Source organism: Pseudarthrobacter sp. PvP090, from assembly GCF_040547365.1.
Lineage (GTDB): Bacteria > Actinomycetota > Actinomycetes > Actinomycetales > Micrococcaceae > Arthrobacter.
The window spans coordinates 36,497-54,001 of the sequence record NZ_JBEPPO010000017.1 but is presented as its reverse complement, the minus strand read 5'-3'; the positions used below and the strand labels follow the sequence as shown (position 1 = coordinate 54,001).

Annotated in this window: 21 protein-coding genes; 18 read left to right on the top strand and 3 right to left on the bottom strand. The window is 68.1% G+C overall.

Annotated features, from left to right (window positions below; all coding sequences use genetic code 11):
* The first annotated feature begins 319 nt into the window (after window positions 1-319).
* The 8 genes from ABIC21_RS17920 (at window position 320) to ABIC21_RS17885 (ending at window position 6,680) form a co-directional block, all read left to right on the top strand.
* Window positions 320-796 carry a LysM peptidoglycan-binding domain-containing protein gene (locus ABIC21_RS17920; RefSeq protein WP_354351729.1) on the top strand — a complete coding sequence of 159 codons (477 nt, stop codon included), beginning with the start codon at window positions 320-322 and terminating at the stop codon, window positions 794-796.
* 56 nt (window positions 797-852) lie between these two features.
* Complete coding sequence (locus ABIC21_RS17915) at window positions 853-1,971, top strand: histidinol-phosphate transaminase (RefSeq protein ID WP_354351728.1); 1,119 nt, start codon at window positions 853-855, stop codon at window positions 1,969-1,971.
* Between the two features lie 79 nt (window positions 1,972-2,050).
* Window positions 2,051-2,677 (top strand): imidazoleglycerol-phosphate dehydratase HisB, encoded by a 627-nt coding sequence (hisB, locus tag ABIC21_RS17910; protein WP_354351727.1) that lies wholly within the window; start codon window positions 2,051-2,053, stop codon window positions 2,675-2,677.
* On the top strand, window positions 2,674-3,399 hold the full coding sequence (gene hisH, locus ABIC21_RS17905) for an imidazole glycerol phosphate synthase subunit HisH (protein ID WP_354351726.1): 726 nt from the start codon (window positions 2,674-2,676) through the stop codon (window positions 3,397-3,399). The genes hisB and hisH overlap by 4 nt, the downstream gene beginning before the upstream one ends.
* Window positions 3,400-3,558, top strand: coding sequence for a CG2302 family histidine operon protein (locus ABIC21_RS17900; protein ID WP_307458438.1), 159 nt, complete (start codon window positions 3,400-3,402; stop codon window positions 3,556-3,558).
* A gap of 56 nt (window positions 3,559-3,614) precedes the next feature.
* Entirely contained in the window at window positions 3,615-4,361 is a 747-nt protein-coding gene (priA, locus tag ABIC21_RS17895; RefSeq protein WP_354351725.1) for a bifunctional 1-(5-phosphoribosyl)-5-((5-phosphoribosylamino)methylideneamino)imidazole-4-carboxamide isomerase/phosphoribosylanthranilate isomerase PriA, read from the top strand.
* Window positions 4,362-4,372: 11 nt separating this feature from the next.
* Entirely contained in the window at window positions 4,373-5,272 is a 900-nt protein-coding gene (locus ABIC21_RS17890) for an SseB family protein (protein ID WP_354351724.1), read from the top strand.
* 61 nt (window positions 5,273-5,333) lie between these two features.
* Complete coding sequence (locus ABIC21_RS17885; protein WP_354351723.1) at window positions 5,334-6,680, top strand: MFS transporter; 1,347 nt, start codon at window positions 5,334-5,336, stop codon at window positions 6,678-6,680.
* Window positions 6,681-6,770: 90 nt separating this feature from the next.
* Here ABIC21_RS17885 and ABIC21_RS17880 read toward each other — a convergent pair whose 3' ends face one another.
* Complete coding sequence (locus ABIC21_RS17880) at window positions 6,771-7,157, bottom strand: DUF1844 domain-containing protein (RefSeq protein ID WP_226761144.1); 387 nt, start codon at window positions 7,155-7,157, stop codon at window positions 6,771-6,773.
* Between the two features lie 441 nt (window positions 7,158-7,598).
* On the opposite strand from ABIC21_RS17880, the gene infC reads away from it, so the two are divergent.
* From infC to ABIC21_RS17860, 4 genes are all read left to right on the top strand, one after another.
* Window positions 7,599-8,708, top strand: coding sequence for a translation initiation factor IF-3 (gene infC, locus ABIC21_RS17875; RefSeq protein ID WP_502936023.1), 1,110 nt, complete (start codon window positions 7,599-7,601; stop codon window positions 8,706-8,708).
* A 115-nt stretch (window positions 8,709-8,823) separates the two neighbouring features.
* On the top strand, window positions 8,824-9,018 hold the full coding sequence (gene rpmI, locus ABIC21_RS17870) for a 50S ribosomal protein L35 (RefSeq protein ID WP_009358635.1): 195 nt from the start codon (window positions 8,824-8,826) through the stop codon (window positions 9,016-9,018).
* 119 nt (window positions 9,019-9,137) lie between these two features.
* Complete coding sequence (rplT, locus tag ABIC21_RS17865) at window positions 9,138-9,614, top strand: 50S ribosomal protein L20 (protein WP_354351721.1); 477 nt, start codon at window positions 9,138-9,140, stop codon at window positions 9,612-9,614.
* Between the two features lie 64 nt (window positions 9,615-9,678).
* A complete protein-coding gene (locus ABIC21_RS17860) occupies window positions 9,679-10,593 on the top strand; it encodes a TrmH family RNA methyltransferase (protein WP_354351720.1) in 915 nt (304 codons plus the stop codon).
* Window positions 10,594-10,715: 122 nt separating this feature from the next.
* Here the strand turns inward: ABIC21_RS17860 and ABIC21_RS17855 are convergent, their stop codons facing one another.
* Both ABIC21_RS17855 and ABIC21_RS17850 read right to left on the bottom strand, forming a co-directional pair.
* Complete coding sequence (locus ABIC21_RS17855) at window positions 10,716-10,982, bottom strand: GlsB/YeaQ/YmgE family stress response membrane protein (RefSeq protein ID WP_354351719.1); 267 nt, start codon at window positions 10,980-10,982, stop codon at window positions 10,716-10,718.
* 353 nt (window positions 10,983-11,335) lie between these two features.
* Window positions 11,336-12,544 (bottom strand): MFS transporter, encoded by a 1,209-nt coding sequence (locus ABIC21_RS17850; protein WP_354351718.1) that lies wholly within the window; start codon window positions 12,542-12,544, stop codon window positions 11,336-11,338.
* A 491-nt stretch (window positions 12,545-13,035) separates the two neighbouring features.
* On the opposite strand from ABIC21_RS17850, the gene ABIC21_RS17845 reads away from it, so the two are divergent.
* The 6 genes from ABIC21_RS17845 to ABIC21_RS17820 all read left to right on the top strand — a co-directional run bounded on the left by ABIC21_RS17845 (window position 13,036) and on the right by ABIC21_RS17820 (window position 17,494).
* Complete coding sequence (locus ABIC21_RS17845; RefSeq protein ID WP_354351717.1) at window positions 13,036-13,482, top strand: hypothetical protein; 447 nt, start codon at window positions 13,036-13,038, stop codon at window positions 13,480-13,482.
* Window positions 13,483-13,555: 73 nt separating this feature from the next.
* A complete protein-coding gene (locus ABIC21_RS17840; RefSeq protein WP_354351716.1) occupies window positions 13,556-14,080 on the top strand; it encodes an SRPBCC family protein in 525 nt (174 codons plus the stop codon).
* Between the two features lie 35 nt (window positions 14,081-14,115).
* On the top strand, window positions 14,116-14,562 hold the full coding sequence (locus ABIC21_RS17835) for a (deoxy)nucleoside triphosphate pyrophosphohydrolase (protein WP_354351715.1): 447 nt from the start codon (window positions 14,116-14,118) through the stop codon (window positions 14,560-14,562).
* Between the two features lie 87 nt (window positions 14,563-14,649).
* Window positions 14,650-15,807: a Re/Si-specific NAD(P)(+) transhydrogenase subunit alpha gene (locus ABIC21_RS17830; RefSeq protein ID WP_354351714.1), complete on the top strand. Its 1,158-nt coding sequence runs from the start codon at window positions 14,650-14,652 to the stop codon at window positions 15,805-15,807.
* Entirely contained in the window at window positions 15,807-16,124 is a 318-nt protein-coding gene (locus tag ABIC21_RS17825) for an NAD(P) transhydrogenase subunit alpha part 2 (protein ID WP_354351761.1), read from the top strand. The genes ABIC21_RS17830 and ABIC21_RS17825 overlap by 1 nt, the downstream gene beginning before the upstream one ends.
* Window positions 16,121-17,494, top strand: a complete 1,374-nt coding sequence (locus ABIC21_RS17820) for an NAD(P)(+) transhydrogenase (Re/Si-specific) subunit beta (RefSeq protein ID WP_354351713.1) — start codon at window positions 16,121-16,123, stop codon at window positions 17,492-17,494. The genes ABIC21_RS17825 and ABIC21_RS17820 overlap by 4 nt, the downstream gene beginning before the upstream one ends.
* The last annotated feature ends 11 nt before the right edge of the window (window positions 17,495-17,505 follow it).

Genomic DNA, 17,505 nt, shown 5'->3' with positions numbered 1-17,505 from the left:
GCGGCTGCCGGGAACTTCCGGCCTGAAATGTCAGACCCTGCTGATCAACTGCAGAAGTGGTTGTTCTTTGACTCAAACGTAGGCCAGCCACACTGCTTTTTCAAACATTTGTTCTAGCGAGTCTCGACATTGTTCGTTAATAAGTGCTAAAACAGAACAAGCAAGGTTCGAATATGTGTTCTAGTAATTCGCTGCTAGGGCGTGGAGCACTGTTCGGACACAGCATGACGTTCGGTTCTTTGTTCGAAGGTTAGGCCGGTTGGCGGCAAGTACGTGGAGTACGCCGGGCGGCACAGTATGGTCCAGGAGGGCTCAGTTCATGTCAGCATCAAGCGCATTTCACGACACTTTCGGCCGCGACGCATTCGGCGACTACGGCCGGCCCGACGGCGGTGCATCTGCCGGCCGGCGGGGCCCGGCCGGCAGGAACGGCGCTGCAGGCCGCGGACCGCAGGTCATGCGGGAGCCGCTGCAGGTAAAGCAGGCGCCGCTGCGGCTCACCCGGCGGGGGCGCTTTGTCTTCATCGGGGTGCCGCTGATCCTGCTGGCGGCGCTCATCCTCTCCTTCAGCGGTTTCCTCAATGCCCCCGCCAAGGCCGCTGAATCCGCAGCCGAGCTGTCGCTGACCCCCACCGTGACCGTGACGGTGCAGCCCGGCGAGTCACTCTGGGCCATCGCTGAGGCCGTGGCACCGGAGCGCGACCCCCGCGACGTCGTCACCGACATCATCCAGCTGAACAACCTGGAAGCGGCCCGTGTTGTGCCCGGCCAGGCGCTCTTCATCCCGTCCAAGTAACCCGGTCGACCCGTCACAGTTTCAGCGCCCGCCGCGATCTCACTTAAACTGGTGCAGTGACTGACCAGCTAGAGCGCCTGAACCGACTTCCCCTCCGGACCAATCTGCGCGGCCTGACGCCGTACGGCGCGCCGCAGCTGGACGTCCCCATCCTGCTCAACGTCAATGAGAACACCCACGGTGTCCCGGCCGATGTGCGCGCCGCCATTTCCGAGGCCGTCACGATTGCCGCCGCCGGCTTGAACCGCTACCCGGATCGCGAATTCACGGAACTGCGCGAAGCCCTCGCGGAATACCTCGGGCACGGACTGGGCGCGGACAACATCTGGGCCGCAAATGGCTCCAACGAGGTTCTCCAGCAGATCCTGCAGGCGTTCGGCGGCCCGGGGCGCACGGCCCTCGGCTTCCCTCCCACGTACTCCATGTACCCGCTGCTGGCCTCCGGCACGGACACCGGATACATCGTCGGGGTCCGCGCCGACGACTACGGGCTCAGCGCCGCATCGGCCGCCCGCCAGGTCCGCGAACTCCAGCCGAACATCGTCTTCCTGTGCTCCCCTAACAACCCCACGGGCACCGGGCTGGGCCTGGACGTCGTGGAGGCCGTTTACGAGGCCGGGGAGGCCAGCCAGACCATCGTGATCGTCGACGAGGCCTACCACGAGTTCGCCCACGACGGCACGCCCAGCGCGCTCACGCTGCTGCCCGGCCGGGAACGGCTGATCGTCTCGCGCACCATGAGCAAGGCCTTCGCCCTCGCCGGCGCCCGGGTCGGCTACATGGCCGCAGCGCCCGAGGTGACCGACGCCCTGCGCCTGGTCCGGCTCCCGTACCACCTCTCGGCCATCACCCAGGCGACAGCCCTGGCCGCCCTGCACCACCGGGTCGCACTGATGGCCGACGTCGAGGACATCAAGCGCCAGCGGGACAGGATCGTGTCCGAACTGCAGCGCATGGGCCTCAAGCCGGCTGCCTCCGACTCGAACTATGTCTTCTTCGGCGGCCTGGACAACCCGCACGAGGTCTGGCAGGGCCTGCTCGATGCCGGTGTGCTGATCCGCGACGTCGGCATTCCCGGGCACCTGCGCGTCACCGCCGGCACTGAGACGGAAACCACAGCCTTCCTCAAAGCCCTCGAACGGATCCTGGCCGGCCGCGCCGTGCAGCCCGCCTAGACTTAACCCAGGACATCCACCTGCCTGAACGCCGGGCACCGTCGTCATCCAACACCGTCGTCATCCAAAGGACACCCACATGAGCAACACCGGAGCAGCCGCTGCCGAGGGCCGGACCGCACGCATGGAACGGACCACCAGCGAGTCATCCGTGCTGGTCGAGATCAACCTGGACGGCACCGGCGTCTCGGACATCAGCACCTCGGTCCCGTTCTACGACCACATGCTGACGGCGCTGAGCAAGCACTCCCTGATCGACATGACGGTCAAGGCCACCGGCGATACGCACATCGATGTCCACCACACGGTCGAGGATGTGGCCATCACCTTCGGCGAGGTCCTGCGCACCGCGCTCGGAAACAAGGCCGGGATCCGCCGCTTCGGGGAAGCCACCGTTCCCCTCGACGAGGCCCTCGCGCACGCCGTCGTCGACGTCTCCGGCCGCCCGTACCTCGTGCACGGCGGGGAACCTGCCGGCCAGGAATACCACCTGATCGGCGGACACTTCACCGGGTCCCTGACCCGCCACGTCTTCGAGGCGATCACCCTGCACGCCGGAATCTGCCTGCACATGAACGTCACCGCCGGCCGGGATCCGCACCACATCGTCGAGGCACAGTTCAAGGCCTTCGCCCGCGCCCTGCGCGCCGCCGTCGAGCCGGATCCCCGCGTCGAGGGCATCCCCTCGACCAAGGGTGCGCTGTGACCGGGAAAGTGCTCAAGGACGGCGCCATCATCGACCCCGACGCCGGCAGGAAGCCGGCGTCGCCCGAGGGCAAGCCGACCGTCACTGTCCTGGACTACGGCTCCGGCAACGTCCGTTCCGCCGTGCGCGCCCTCGAACGCGCCGGTGCCGAGGTCATCCTCAGCTCCAAGCCGGAGGATGTACTGAACGCCGACGGCCTCGTCGTCCCCGGCGTCGGGGCGTTCGAAACGGTGATGCGCGAGCTCAAAGCCGTCGACGCCATCCGCATGATCGGCCGCCGCGTCGCCGGCGGCCGCCCCGTGCTGGCCATCTGCGTGGGCCTCCAGGTCCTCTTCGAGGCCGGAGTCGAGCACGGCACCGAAGCCGAAGGCATGGGGGAGTGGCCCGGAAAGGTCGAGCTCCTGCCCGCCGAGGTTGTCCCGCACATGGGCTGGAACACCGTGTCCGTCCCGGCGGGCTCCAAGCTCTTCGCCGGTGTCGAGGACGAGCGTTTCTACTTCGTGCACTCCTACGGGGTCCAGCAGTGGGACTTCGACGTCATCCAGCCGAGGATGACGGCGCCGCTCGTCACCTGGTCGGAGCATGGAGCCCCGTTCATCGCCGCCGTGGAAAACGGTCCGCTGTGCGCCACGCAGTTCCACCCGGAGAAATCCGGCGACGCCGGCGCGCGCCTGCTGCGCAACTGGGTGGACAGCCTGCGGGCCCGATCCGGGACCGCCTAGATGTGGTCCATCGTGCTGATGGGGCTCGCCGGGCTGCTGGTCGGCGGAGCGCTGTCCTTCCGCCAGCAGAAAAGCCCGCGCTGGGTCCAGGTCGTGTTCTACGTCCTGGCCGGGATGGCGCTGCTCGCCGCCTACCTCCTGACACTGCCCGCCGCCTGACGCCCCGCAGCGCCCCCGACCACCTGCCGAACCCCCTGAAAAGCTGAGGATCCACGATGACCACCGAAACCCCGCTGCCCGTGCTTGAGTTGCTGCCCGCCGTCGACGTCGTCAACGGCCAGGCGGTCCGCCTCGTCCAGGGCGAGGCCGGCAGCGAAACGAGCTACGGCACCCCTCTGGAAGCCGCGCTCAACTGGCAGCAGCAGGGGGCGGAGTGGGTCCACCTCGTTGACCTCGACGCCGCGTTCGGCCGGGGCTCCAACGCCGAACTGCTCCGCGAAGTGGTCGGCCGGCTCGACATCAAGGTGGAGCTCTCCGGCGGCCTGCGCGACGACGAGTCGCTCGAGAAGGCCCTCGACCTCGGCGTCGCCCGCGTGAACCTCGGCACCGCGGCCCTGGAAAACCCGGACTGGACGGCCCGCGTGATCGAGCGATTCGGCGACAGGATCGCCGTCGGGCTGGATGTCCGGGGCACCACGCTGGCCGGCCGCGGCTGGACCAAGGAGGGCGGCGACCTCTGGGACGTCCTCGGACGCCTCGAGGAGGCCGGCTGCGCCCGCTACGTCGTCACCGATGTGACCAAGGACGGCACCCTCCAGGGACCCAACGTCGAACTGCTGCGCCAGATGGTGGAGAAGACCGGCAAACCGGTGGTCGCCTCCGGCGGGATCTCCAGCCTCGATGACCTCAAGGTCCTGCGCTCCCTCGTGCCGCTCGGCGTTGAGGGCGCCATCGTCGGCAAGGCCCTCTACAACGGCAACTTCACGCTGCCCGAGGCCCTCGACGCCGCCGGCCGGCGCTAGCGGTCCGCAGCATGGAGCACCGGCCCGCGGGCGACAGCGCAGCTGAGCTTCCCGCCACGTCACGCCCGTTGCCCGGGCACATCGCGGCGGCCCTGGCCGGCGCGGGCGGCGCAGCGGACTCGGCGGGCCAGCCCTGGGCCGGGCGCAGCCTGTCCGGCGAAAGCGCCAGCATCCACAATTTCGAGGACGACGACGGCGCGGCCGACGCCGGCTACCTCGCCGCGCTGGCGGCCCTCGCCGCCGGCGACGGCGACGAGGCCGCGGTGGTGGCCGCGCTGGCGACAGCGCGGGTCTTCGTGCCGATCCTGGCCACGCTCGCCGAAGAAGGCGAAGGCGCCGGCGGCCTGCATGCCGACAAACAGGCGGACATGGCCCTCGTGACGCTTAAGGCCCCGGACGGGCGGACGGCGATGCCGGTGTTCACGTCGGCCGCTTCGCTGCAGGCCTGGCACCCCGAGGCCCGCCCGGTTGCCGTGTACGCTGCCCGCGCCGCGCTCTCCGCGGTCGCCGAGAATGCGGAACTGCTCGTGCTGGACCCGGGCTCTGCGGTGACCTTCGTGGTGCGCCGGCCCGCCGTGTGGGCCCTTGCCCAGCAGCGGGACTGGACGCCGTCGTACGCTGATCCCGAGCTCGCCCGGAGCCTCGGCGAAGCCGCGGTTGGCTTTCCCGCGGTCCGCCGTGTTGAAATTCATCCAGGCGGTGGAGTTGCCACGCGGGCGGCCGACGGGACGCCGCTGCCGGGCGGGGGGTCCGGCCCGGAACTCCGTGTCATGCTCTACCTTGAAGACGGGCTCGACGCCGCCGGCGTCCAGTCCATCGTGTCCGGCCTTAACGGTGCCTGGGCGCGGAATGAAGTGTTTGCTGAGCGGGTTGACTCGATCGAGGTCAAATTGCAGCGCGCAGCACAGTAGCTGACGGCCAGCGGGGGAGATCCTGGTGCTGCCGGGGGCAGTACCAAAAGGAAATAGTTTCGTGAACTTCGCGCTTTACCGGGAGCTGCTGGCCGTTCGGCCGATCAGGCGGCTCCTGCTGGTCGGGATGGTTGCCCGCATACCGCACGCCGCGGCCGGTGTCCTGCTGACCCTGCACGTCGTCCTCACCCTCGGGCAGGGCTACGCCGCGGCCGGGGCCGCCGCTGCCGTGATGACCATCGGCATCGCCGTCGGCGCACCCTGGCGCGGCCGGCGCGTCGATACCGTCGGCCTACGGCGGGCCCTCATTCCGTCAGTCATTTCAGAGGCTGTCATCTGGTCGGTCGTGCCGCACGTGTCCTACGAGCTGCTGCTGCCGCTGGTCTTCGTCGGCGGCCTGCTGACCCTGCCGATCTTCAGCGTGGTCCGCCAGTCCCTTGGTGTCCTGGTCACGGGGGAGCAGCGGCGCACTGCCTTTGCCCTGGACGCCATCTCCACCGAACTGGTCTTTATGATCGGCCCCGCGGCGGGAGCCCTCGTTGCGACCGCCGGGCTCTCGGTCCTGGGGCTGACGATTGTCGGCGTCGCCACCTCGGTGTCCGGGCTCTTCCTCATGTGGTTCAACCCGCCGACACGCAGCGCCGAGCCCGGTCCTGGGGCCGATACAGCGGCCGATGCCGAGTCTGAGGCAGCGTTCGAGGCAAGCCAGCAGGAAGCCGCCGAAGCGGCGGTTGTCGCTGCTGCCCCGGCCCACCTGCAGGAGGCTGCCGCAGAATTCGCCCCGCTGGCCGCTGCCGGGGAAAGGCGCCTGGAACGGGCCGGGCTGCGGCACAAGGTCATCCACAGTTTCGTCTGGTTCACCCCCGCGGTGGCCGCCGTCTTCGCCGTCGCCGCCGGGGCCGGCATGGTCCTCAGCGGCACCGACGTCGGGATCGTTGCCGCCCTCGAAACCGGAGGCGACCAGGCCGAGATCGGACTGGTCTTCCTCTTCTGGTGCGCGGCCTCCGTGGTCGGCGGAGTGATCTACGGCGCCATGCACCGGCCGATCTCGCCGATCCTGCTGCTGCTGGGGATGTCCGCCCTGACCATCCCAATGGCCTTCGCCCAGGACACGTGGACCCTGTGCCTGCTCTCACTCCTGCCGGGACTGCTGTGCGCCCCGGTGCTGTCGGCAGCCTCGGAGAAGGTCGCCGAGCTCGTCGACGAGCGCCGACGCGGCGAGGCCATGGGCTGGTATGGCTCCGCCCTTACCGGCGGCGTCGCCCTCGGTGCGCCGCTGGCCGGAGTGTTCATCGATGGCGTCGGCCCCTGGGCCGGATTCGTGGCCGTGGGGGCGGGCGGCGTCGTGCTGTGCCTGCTGGGGCTGGTGCTGCAGCACCGCCGCCGGCGGCGCCTCGCCGCCGTCTGAGCGGGCCTAAACGACGGCGGCGGGCGGACCGATGTGGTCCGCCCGCCGCCGCGCTGCCGCTGGAATACTCTGTGCTTAGTCGACCGGTGCTTAGTTGACCGGGCCGGTGTACTTCTCGCCCGGACCCTTGCCCGGCGCGTCCGGAATGATGGATTCCTCGCGGAAGGCCAGCTGCAGGGACCGCAGACCGTCGCGCAACGGTCCCGCGTGCTGGGAGCCGATCTCCGGGGCGGCCGCGGTGACCAGGCCGGCCAGGGCCGTGATCAGCTTGCGGGCCTCGTCCAGGTCCTTGAGTTCTTCGGCGTTCTCCTCGGCTGCGAGGCCAAGCTTCACGGCGGCGGCGCTCATGAGGTGCACGGCGGCGGTGGTGATGACCTCGATCGCGGGCACCTCGGAGATGTCGCGGATCTGCTGTGAGACGTCGCCCTGGGCGCTGGCGGGCTCGTAAACGTGTGAATTACTGTCTGAAGTGCTCATGCTGGTAAGCTTGTCACAGACCGACTGATTGTCGTTATTTCGCTCCAGTTCTACTGCTTTTGGTAGTACTGGAGCGGTATGACAGCCGGAACCCGTCCGCAACCAACATGCCCGTCATGCAGGTGCGCCGGACGGGATTTCTTCTGTAGAATCGACTTTCAGTTTGCAAGCGGAGTTCTCTCCCACCCGCGTCAACCGCTCTCCTTCGGGAAGCTTCGGAAGAAGCAAGGTTGCCGGGTACCTGGTCGGGCATTTTTCCCGGGCGCCAGCCCTGGCAGGATGCATGCCGCCTCACACGAGGCAGGCAGTTCCGATCTTCGAGGCCTTCGATTGCTCCGGCAATTGGGGGCCTTCTCTTTTTGCCGGTGGAATACCCCTCACGAACACAGGAGCTTTAACATTAGCGAGCCAAGAATCAATGAGCGTATCCGCGTCCCCGAGGTGCGGCTGGTCGGCCCTGCAGGCGAGCAAGTAGGCGTTGTCCGTATTGAGGATGCCCTGCGTTTGGCTGCCGAGTCCGATCTTGATCTCGTTGAAGTTGCACCGCAGGCGAAGCCTCCGGTGTGCAAGCTGATGGACTTCGGCAAGTACAAGTACGAAGCCGCAGTCAAGGCACGCGAAGCCCGGAAGAATCAGACCAACACGGTCCTGAAGGAAATCCGCTTCCGCCTGAAGATCGACACCCACGACTACGAGACGAAGCGCGGCCACGCGCTCCGCTTCCTCGGCGCTGGTGACAAGGTCAAGGCCATGATCCAGTTCCGCGGCCGTGAGCAGCAGCGCCCCGAGATGGGCATCCGCCTGCTCCAGCGCTTCGCGGACGACGTCGCCGAAGTCGGCGTCGTGGAGTCCAGCCCGCGTATCGATGGCCGCAACATGGTCATGGTCGTCGGTCCCCTGAAGAACAAGGCAGAAGCCAAGGCAGAGGCCCGCCGCGCATCGCAGCGTGCGGAAGCCAAGGCCGAAAACGAAGCCAAGGCCTCGGGTGACTTCCGCGTTGACACATCCGGCCCCGAAGCACCGCTGACGCAGTCGCTCGCCGATCTGCTGCCGGAGGGCTACCAGGTCCGGACCGAGGCACCCGCGGCTGAAGAGACCTCAACGGAAGCTACGGCAACGGAAGCTCCCACTACGGAAGCCGCCCCCGCCGTCGAGGCCCCGGCCGAAAAGGCCGAGGCTGACAAGGCTGAAGCCGCGGAGGCCCCGGCCGCCGAGGCCAAGGTTGAGGAAGCCCCGGCAGAGAAGGCTCCCGTCCAGGAAGCGCCGAAGCAGGAGGCCCCCAAGGCCGCTCCGAAGCGCGAGGCGCCGAAGGCTGAGGCTCCGAAGGCTGCTGCCAGGCCGGCAGCCGCCAAGGCGCCCGCAGCGCCCAAGGCCGCCGCCAAGGCTCCGGAAGCCGCGAAGGCTCCCGAGGCTGAAAAGGCCGCTCCGGCGGCAGCACCGAAGCCGGTTGCTGCACCGAAGCCGGTGCCGCGTCCCGCGGCGCCGAAGCCTGCTGCACGGCCGGCTGCCCCGAAGGCCGCCGCCAAGCCGGGCACCAAGAAGACCAACTAGTTCAGGGCTGCCGGACAGCAATGTCCGGCAGCAAGCAACCAGCACGCCGCCCGCAGGGGCGGCTGCACGAAAGACTGCAGGCCTTGTCTGCGGATACGTAAGGAGATCGGTTCCCATGCCGAAGATGAAGACCCACAGTGGTGCTAAGAAGCGCTTCAAGCTGACCGGCAGCGGCAAGCTGCGCCGCCAGCAGGCCAACCGCCGCCACTACCTCGAGCACAAGTCCTCCAGGCTGACCCGCCGCCTCGCCGGCGACAAGATCGTCTTCAAGGGCGACGCCAAGGTCATTCGGAAGATGCTCGGCATCTAAGTTCCAAGTTCTCTGACTGTTCGCCACCTGGCAGCAGTCAACTACCAAAAAGGCTTCTCAGGCCAGCCGGTTGTTCCGGCAGTAGACGCTTGGGATCAGAATTCTGAAGGAGTACGCACGTGGCACGTGTGAAGAGGGCGGTCAACGCCCACAAGAAGCGCCGGGTTATCCTTGAGCGCGCCAAGGGCTACCGTGGACAGCGTTCACGCCTGTACCGCAAGGCCAAAGAGCAGCTGCTGCACTCGTTTGTGTACAGCTACGGCGACCGCAAGAAGAAGAAGGGCGACTTCCGTCGCCTGTGGATCCAGCGTATCAACGCTGCATCCCGCGCCAACGGCCTGACCTACAACCGTCTGATCCAGGGCCTCAAGGCCGCTGAGGTCGAGGTTGACCGCCGTATGCTGGCAGAGCTGGCCGTCTCCGACGCCAACGCTTTCGCCGCGCTGGTCAAGATCGCCAAGGACTCGCTGCCCGCCGACACGTCCGCTCCGGCCGTTCAGGCTGAGGCTGCACCGGCTGCCAAGAAGCCGGCCGCCAAGAAGGCCGCCGCCAAGAAGCCGGCTGCCAAGAAGGCCGCCGACAAGGCTGCCGAGTAGTACCTGTAGTCGTTCGATAACGACGTCGTTCAGGAACCGGCTGGAAAGCCACTAAGGTTCTTGTATGAACGAAACCGGGCGCCCGCAAGATGTTTTACTTTCCAACCCCCGAGCTGATCGGGTGAGGAAGGTGGCTCAGCTTGCCGGGCGCCCGGCCCGTTTAAAGCGCAGCGAGTTCCTCGCGGAGGGCCCCCAGGCTGTCAGGGAGGCCCTGACCCTGCACCAGAAGAGGATTGCCGCGGGGGAGCCCGGGGTCGTCTATGAGGTCTACGCGAGTGAGTCCTGCCTCGACCGGCACCCGGACCTGGAGGCACTCGCGGAAGGGGTCACGGCGTTCCTCGCCACTGACGAAGTGCTCGCCGCGATGGCGGACACGGTCACGCCGCAGGGTATCCTCGCGGTCTGCGGTTTCCTGGATGTGAGCCTGGAGCAGGTGCTCGACGCCGGCCCCCGGCTGATTGCCGTGTTGTGCCAGGTCCGGGACCCCGGCAACGCCGGCACCGTTCTGCGGGCAGCCGACGCAGCGGGCGCGGACGCCGTCGTCCTGACCGCGTCCAGCGTGGACATCTACAACCCCAAGGCAGTGCGGTCGACGGCGGGATCCCTTTTCCACCTGCCCGTGGTGCTCGGCGCCGAGATCGAGGAACTGGTGGCCCGCTGCAAGGAACGCGGCATTGGCGTCCTCGCCGCCGACGGCCAGGGCCAGCTCAACCTTGACCGGCTGCAGGACCAGAACGCTGCCCGCCGTCTGGGCGCACCGGCCCGCGAATCCGAATACGCGCTGGAGAACCCCACTGCGTGGCTTTTCGGCAACGAGGCCCAGGGCCTCGCTGAGGAGGAACTTGCCCTGGCGGACCACCGGGTGGCTGTGCCTGTGTACGGGGCTGCTGAAAGCCTCAACCTCGGCACCGCGGCGACGGTTTGCCTCTACGCCAGCGCCCGTTCGCAGCAGGACGTCACAACAAACCCGCCCGGCTGATCTCCGCAGCGGTTCGCGGGAGCCTCGTGGCCTCGCAGGGAAAAAGCGCAGGTAAAAGTCCCGGCAAGAAAGTACGGCGGGGGTCCACCGAAAGGTGGGCCCCCGCCGTTGTACCTGTGCAGTTAACTGGTCTTCTTACGTCCCGTGATGGCGCCGTAGGCAAGGGCTACCACCAGGCCGCCGACAATGGCAAGGAGCCAGGAACCGAGATTCCAGAATTCCATTGTGCCGCCGCCGAACAGGAGGTCGCCGATCCAGCCGCCGACAACAGCCCCGACAACGCCGAGCACGAGGCTGGTGACCCAGCCGCCGCCGACCCTGCCAGGCATGACTGCCTTTACGATTGCACCTACTATGAGTCCGAGAATGATCCAGCCTAGAAAGCCCATTACTCCTCCTACATATTCGTCGGCATCCAAATAGTGAATCCCGATTATGGCTTCAAGCTAACATAGGCCAGTTTGCTTGTCAGCAGGATCACACCCAATCGTTATCTGCCCGGTGACCTGCGGTGTCGCGGGCCAACCGGGCCGCCTCACCGCAGGGGCGCGGTGCCGGGTGCGGTGCCAGGCGCGGTGCTCCGGCGGGACGATAGCGGGTGCGGTATTCCGTGTGGAGGCAGTGCCGATTGCCCGGGTCTTCTACCTAGAACCGGACGTGCAGCGCGTCAGCACCCCGTGAGGGGGCCGGTTCTGCACGCCTGCGGTTTTGACGGGCCTCTGGCCGGTAGCCGCATTGCGGGCTACCGGACCAGCGGCCTCTTGCGTTCCACGAGGCCACTGAGGAGGGCGACGCCGAGGCCCAGGACGGCCAGCACGGCCCCGACCAGCGCAGGTGCGACGTAGCCCCAACCCCAGGCGATGACGAGGCCGCCGAGGAAGGCGCCCAGAGCGTTGGCGACGTTGAGCGCCGCATGGTTGAGCGAGGATGCCAGCGAGGGGGCATCCGGGGAAGCATCCAGCAGCCGGGTCTGCAGTGCCGGGACCAGCAGTGCACCGGCGGCGCCGACGACGAAGACCATCACGTAGGCGGACCACGGCCAGTGGACGGCCACGGCGTAGACCACGAGGGCCACGGCTATGCCCGGCAGCACCCAGTAGATCGTTCCCATCACGGACCTGTCCGCGATCCGGCCGCCGACAATGTTGCCGGCCACCATGCCCAGCCCGTAGAGGGCGACGACCAGCGGGAGCCAGGCGGCGGGAATGCCCGCAACGGAGGTCATGGTGTGGGCGATGTACGTATAGGTGGCGAAGAACCCGCCGAACCCGACAATGCCGATCAGGATCGCCAGCCAGACCTGGAGCCGCTTGAGGGCACCCAGTTCGCGCCGGAAGCTCGCATCAGCGTGCGGCTTCTGGAACGGCAGGAACTTCCAGAGCATCACCAGGGTGAGGATGCCGATGACGCCCACCAGCAGGAACAGCAGCCGCCAGCCATACGTCTGGCCCAGCCAGGTGCCAAAAGGAACGCCGATGACGTTGGAGACGGTCAGGCCGGCCATGACCATCGAAATGGCCCAGCCCCGCTTGGTCGGAGCAACCAGCGACGCCGCGATCACGGCCGCGACCCCGAAGAACGCCCCGTGTGGCAGCCCGGCGGCGAAGCGCGACACCAGCATCGTGCCGTAGTCCGGGGCGATGAAGGACGTCAGGTTCGCGATGCTGAAGAACAGCATGAGCCCCAGGGCCAGGTACTTCCGCGGCATCTTCGCACCGACGGCGGCCAGCAACGGGGCCCCTATCACCACACCGAGGGCGTAGGCCGAGATCAGGTGGCCCGCCTCCGGGGTGCTGATGTTGAGCCCTTGCTCCACCTCCTTGAGCAGGCCCATCATGGTGAATTCCGTGGTGCCGATGCCGAATCCGCCCATGGCAAGGGAAACGATGGCAAGGGCAACATGGCGGGTGCCGGTTTTGGGCGTCGCCGGGGCGTGTGTGGTGGTAGTCATTCGTCTGCTTTTCGGTGACGTTCCCGGCTGGAGCCAGGAGAATGCGGCAAATTAAATCTGATGTGTGCTCTGGGGTGTGCAACGGGGATGGCGCGCAAGGTATTCCGGGTACTCGCCGAAGGCGGCCCCCATCCATTGTCCCCTGAGCCGGCAGCGCCCCAAATTTGTCCTAGTGGGCGCCCATCAGCGGATGACCCGGGCCTTCCGGTGGGGGAGGAGCCCGGTTGTTGCCACTACGGATCACCTGCCCCGGATGAGGTCAGCACCCCCGGTGCGGCTCGACAATGGTCGTACTTGCCGGGGGGGGGGGGGGGGGGGGGGGGGGGGGGGCGGCGGGCCGCCCCGGGGGGGGGGGGGGGGGGCGGCGGGCCGCCCCCCCCCAGCGGGAGGGGGGGGACCACCCCCCCCCCCCCCCCCCCCCCCCCCCCCCCCCCCCCCCCCCCCCCCCCCCAGGGCTGTCTGCCGCACCCCTTCTCGGAAAGGAGTCTCCAATGTCGAGACCACGCCCAATTCTTGCAGGATCGATCGCACTCGGGGTCGCCGTCGCAATGCTGGCGGGCTGCAGCACTTCCAGCCCCGGCACGAGCGTCAGCAGCGCCAGAGCGCAGGAAAACGTTTCGCAGGCGTGTGCTGCTGCCAGTGCCTATGCCGCAGCCCTGACAGATTTCAAGCAGACACTCAAGCCTGGTGTCACGGTGGGGCAGCTCGATTCGGCACGGGATCAGGTCGTGAAGACTTATGACGATCTGATCAAGGCGGCCCAGGACGTAGCGAGAGACGAGGTTGACGCCGTTAAGGCGGCTGAAAACGAGTTCGACCGAGCCGTCAAAGCCGTTCCTGACGATGCCACCCTGACCCAGGCTGTCGGCTCCCTGCGGGACGAAGCAGCCAAGGTCCAGGCCGCGGTCAGCGACCTGCAGACTGCGGCCAAGTGCTGACCGCTCCCGGTGAAAGCAGGGAAGCCAAAGATGAGTTTCGGGGAAACTCTTGGGATACCGGTTCGGCAGCGCCATGAAATCCTTTGAGGCCGAGGCCCTGATCAATGCCCGGACCTCCACGGTATGGGAAATTATCACGGACTGCGGCAACTACACCGTCTGGGATTCCGGCATTACCCGCATCGACGGCCATCTGCGCAACGGCGCCCCGATAAGAGTCCGGACCCGCACCGGCGGGAACCGCACTTTCCGACTGCGCGTCCAGCAAATACCGGGCGAGGTGATGACCTGGACCGGAGGCCTGCCCTGGGGCCTGTTCAAGAGCGTGTGCACGTTTACGGTGACTCCCCGCGGTGGCATGACAAACCTGCGCGTCAGGGAGGAATTCAGCGGCCCACTGCTGGGCCCGATGTGGAGCACCGTCCCCGACTTGGAACGGTCCTTCGCGGACTACGTCAGCGCCGTCAAGCAAAGGGCCGAACTCCTGGGCAGACACGAAGCCAGGATCCCCGCGTCGCCGGGCCGGCCATGGCCCAGGCGGGGCGACGGATCGGGCCCGCTGCGTGCTCGCGAAACTTCGCAGATATCCCAGCCTTGACGCTCTGGCCCCGCGAGATGTCTAGACTTGGGGGCGTGACTGGACTTATCAGCGTCGTCGGCGGCGCCGTACTGGACTCCCTGGCAGACCCCGGCCGGCTGCTCGTGGCCCGGCGCACGGCGCCGCCGCACTTCGCCGGCATGTGGGAGTTTCCCGGCGGCAAGGTCGAGTCCGGCGAGACTGGCGAGCAGGCCCTGCACCGCGAGCTCCTCGAAGAGCTGGGCGTGACGATCCGGCTCGGCGCCGAACTGGGCAGCGGATCCGCCGACGGCTGGCCGCTCAATGAGCGCGCGGCGATGCGGGTGTGGTTCGCGGAGCTGCTCGACGGCGTTCCCCACCCCCTCCAGGACCACGATGAGCTGCGCTGGATCAACCTGCGGGACCGCGGCGAGGTGCTGGGCCTGCCATGGATCCCGGCTGACCTGCCGATCGTCGAGGCGCTGTTGGACAGGCTGCCGGACCCGGGCGTTTCCGCGAACTGAGCTGAGCCCGCGGGGCCGCCGGAGCCCCACCTCTCGCCAAAGCGTGAAGCATGTGACTACGCTGAAGCGAATCGAGAGGAGCAACCCGTGCAGGTCGGTGTCAGACGGGAGCAACGTGCAGGGGAGCGACGGGTTGCCGCCACACCCGAGACGGTGCAACAACTCCGGGCCCTCGGCCTGGACGTGGCGGTGGAGTGCAATGCGGGCACCGACGCCGGGTACGCGGACGCCGCCTACGCCGCGGCGGGAGCATCAGTCGTTCCGGAGCTGACCGCCGGGTCACTGGATGTCCTGCTGCACGTCCGGCCGCTCGAGCCGGAGACCGCCGGGCGGCTCCGGCCCGGCACCATTACCATCGGGTTCGCTTCGCCGGGGTCGGAACTGCCCGGCGTGGGCGCCCTCGCCGCCGCCGGTGTCACGTCCTTCGCGCTGGAGCTGGTGCCGCGCATCTCCCGGGCCCAGTCCATGGACGCGCTCAGTTCCCAATCGCTGGTCTCGGGCTACCGCGCCGTCCTGGAGGCCGCCTTGCGCTACCCGCGGTTCTTCCCGCTCTACATGACGGCCGCCGGAACGATCCCGCCCGCACGCGTGCTCGTCCTGGGTGCAGGAGTCGCCGGGCTGCAGGCGATCGGCACCGCGAAGCGACTGGGTGCGCGGGTCTCCGCCAACGACATCCGTGCGGCCTCCGCCGATGAGGTCGCCTCGATGGGCGGCACGTTCATCCACCTGGATCTCGACACTCGAACGGCGGACACGTCCGCTGGGGGCAGTGGCGGCTACGCCCGGGAGCTGGGCGAGGAGCGGGCCAAACGCCAGCGCGCCCTGCTGGCCCCGCATGTCGCGGCGGCGGATGTCCTCATCACCACGGCGGCCATCCCCGGCCGGGCGGCACCCCTCCTCGTGACGACCGACATGGTGGCCGGCATGCGGGCCGGTTCGGTCGTCGTCGACCTGGCCGCGGAATCCGGCGGCAACGTCGAAGGGGTCATCGCCGGCCGTGATCTCCAGGTCCCGGTGGACGGCGGAACCGTGACCCTGGTGGGCCTGCAGGATGCCGCTTCCGCGATGCCCTCCGATGCCTCCCGGCTGTTCGCCAAGAACATCGCCAACCTGCTGGCCCTGATGACTGCCGACGGCAAGGTTGTCCCGGACTTCGACGACGAAGTTGTCGCCGGTGCCTGCCTGACCCATGGCGGCTCCGTGCGGCATGCCGCCACCGCCGAAGCACTGGAGGCCCTCAAATGATGGATCCGATCACGCTGCTGACCGTGGTGGTGCTCGCTGTTTTCGTAGGGTTTGAAGTTGTTTCCAAGGTGACCAGCAAGCTCCACACCCCGCTGATGTCCGGTGCCAACGCCATCCACGGGATCATCCTCGTCGGCGCGATCATCGTCGCCGGGCAGGCCAGCGACCCGTGGTTGCTGACCATCGCCCTCATCGCCGTGGTGATGGCCACCGCCAACCTGGTCGGCGGATTCGTCGTCACCGACCGGATGCTGGAGATGTTCGGAAGCCGGAAGCCGGCACGGCCCCGGGCCGGCTTCGGGGAGGACGGTCCATGAGCGTCCTCGGCCCGGGATGGACCGCCCTGTTCTACCTGGCGGCCTCCGTCTGCTTCATCCTCGCACTGAAGGGCCTGAGCTCTCCCCGGACCGCCCGGCGCGGCAACGCCATCGGAGCGGCCGGTGCCCTCCTGGCCGTGGTGACGGTGTTCCTCTCCGCGAAACTGGAAAACATCCCGCTGATCATCGCCGCGATCGCCGTCGGGTCCGCCGTGGCCGTGCCGGTGGCCCGGCGCGTGCAGATGACCCAGATGCCGCAACTGGTCGCCCTGTTCAACGGGGTCGGCGGCGGCGCCGCAGCGCTGGTGGCGGTACTGGAGCTCGGCCACAACGAGGACCCCTGGGTGCGGCTGGCCGTGGTGTTCACCATGCTCGTCGGCGCGGTGTCCTTTGCCGGTTCGGCCGTGACGGTCGGCAAGCTGCAGGAGCTGATCAGCACCCGCCCCCTGGTCTTCCCCGGCATGCCGGTGCTGATGGGCGCCGTCGTGCTCGGGGCCGTCGCCGCCGGAGGCTTCGTGGTGGCCACGGGTTCAGTCGGCTGGGCCGTGGCGCTGTTGGTGCTGGGCCTCGCGGCAGGTCTGCTGCTGGTGCTGCCCGTCGGCGGGGCCGACGTGCCGATCGTGATCTCCCTGCTCAACGCCTTCACCGGCCTCGCCGTCGCGGCATCCGGCATTGTGCTGGGCAATGTGCTCCTCCTGGTCGCCGGCACGCTCGTCGGGGCCAGCGGTACGATCCTGACCAAGGTGATGGCGTCCGCCATGGGCCGCGGCGTCACGGGCATCATGTTCGGCGCCTTCCGGGGCGGCTCGACGGCGGGATCCACCGTGCAGAGCGACCGGCCGGTGCGCTCCTCCTCGCCGGAGGACGTCGCCGTCCAGCTCGGCTATGCGCAGCGGGTGGTGATCGTCCCGGGGTACGGGCTCGCCGTGGCCCAGGGCCAGCACACCATCGCCGAGCTCGCCACGGCCCTGGCGGCCCGCGGCGTCGAGGTGGTCTTCGCCATCCACCCGGTGGCCGGGCGGATGCCGGGCCACATGAACGTCCTCCTCGCGGAAGCCAACGTCCCCTACGAGGCGCTGAAGGAGCTCGAGGAGGCCAACCCGGAGTTCCCGAACACCGACGTCGCGCTCATCGTGGGCGCCAACGACGTGGTGAATCCTGCCGCCAAGTCCACGCCCGGGGCCCCGATCTACGGGATGCCGATCCTGGAAGTGGCCCAGGCCGGCCAGGTGGTGTTCCTCAAGCGCTCCATGCGGCCGGGTTTCGCCGGGATCGAGAACGAACTGCTCTTTGATCCAAAGACCACCCTCCTGTTCGGTGACGCCAAGGACTCCCTCACCCGGGTCCTGGGCGCCGTGAAGGCCCTGTAGACAAGCCCTCC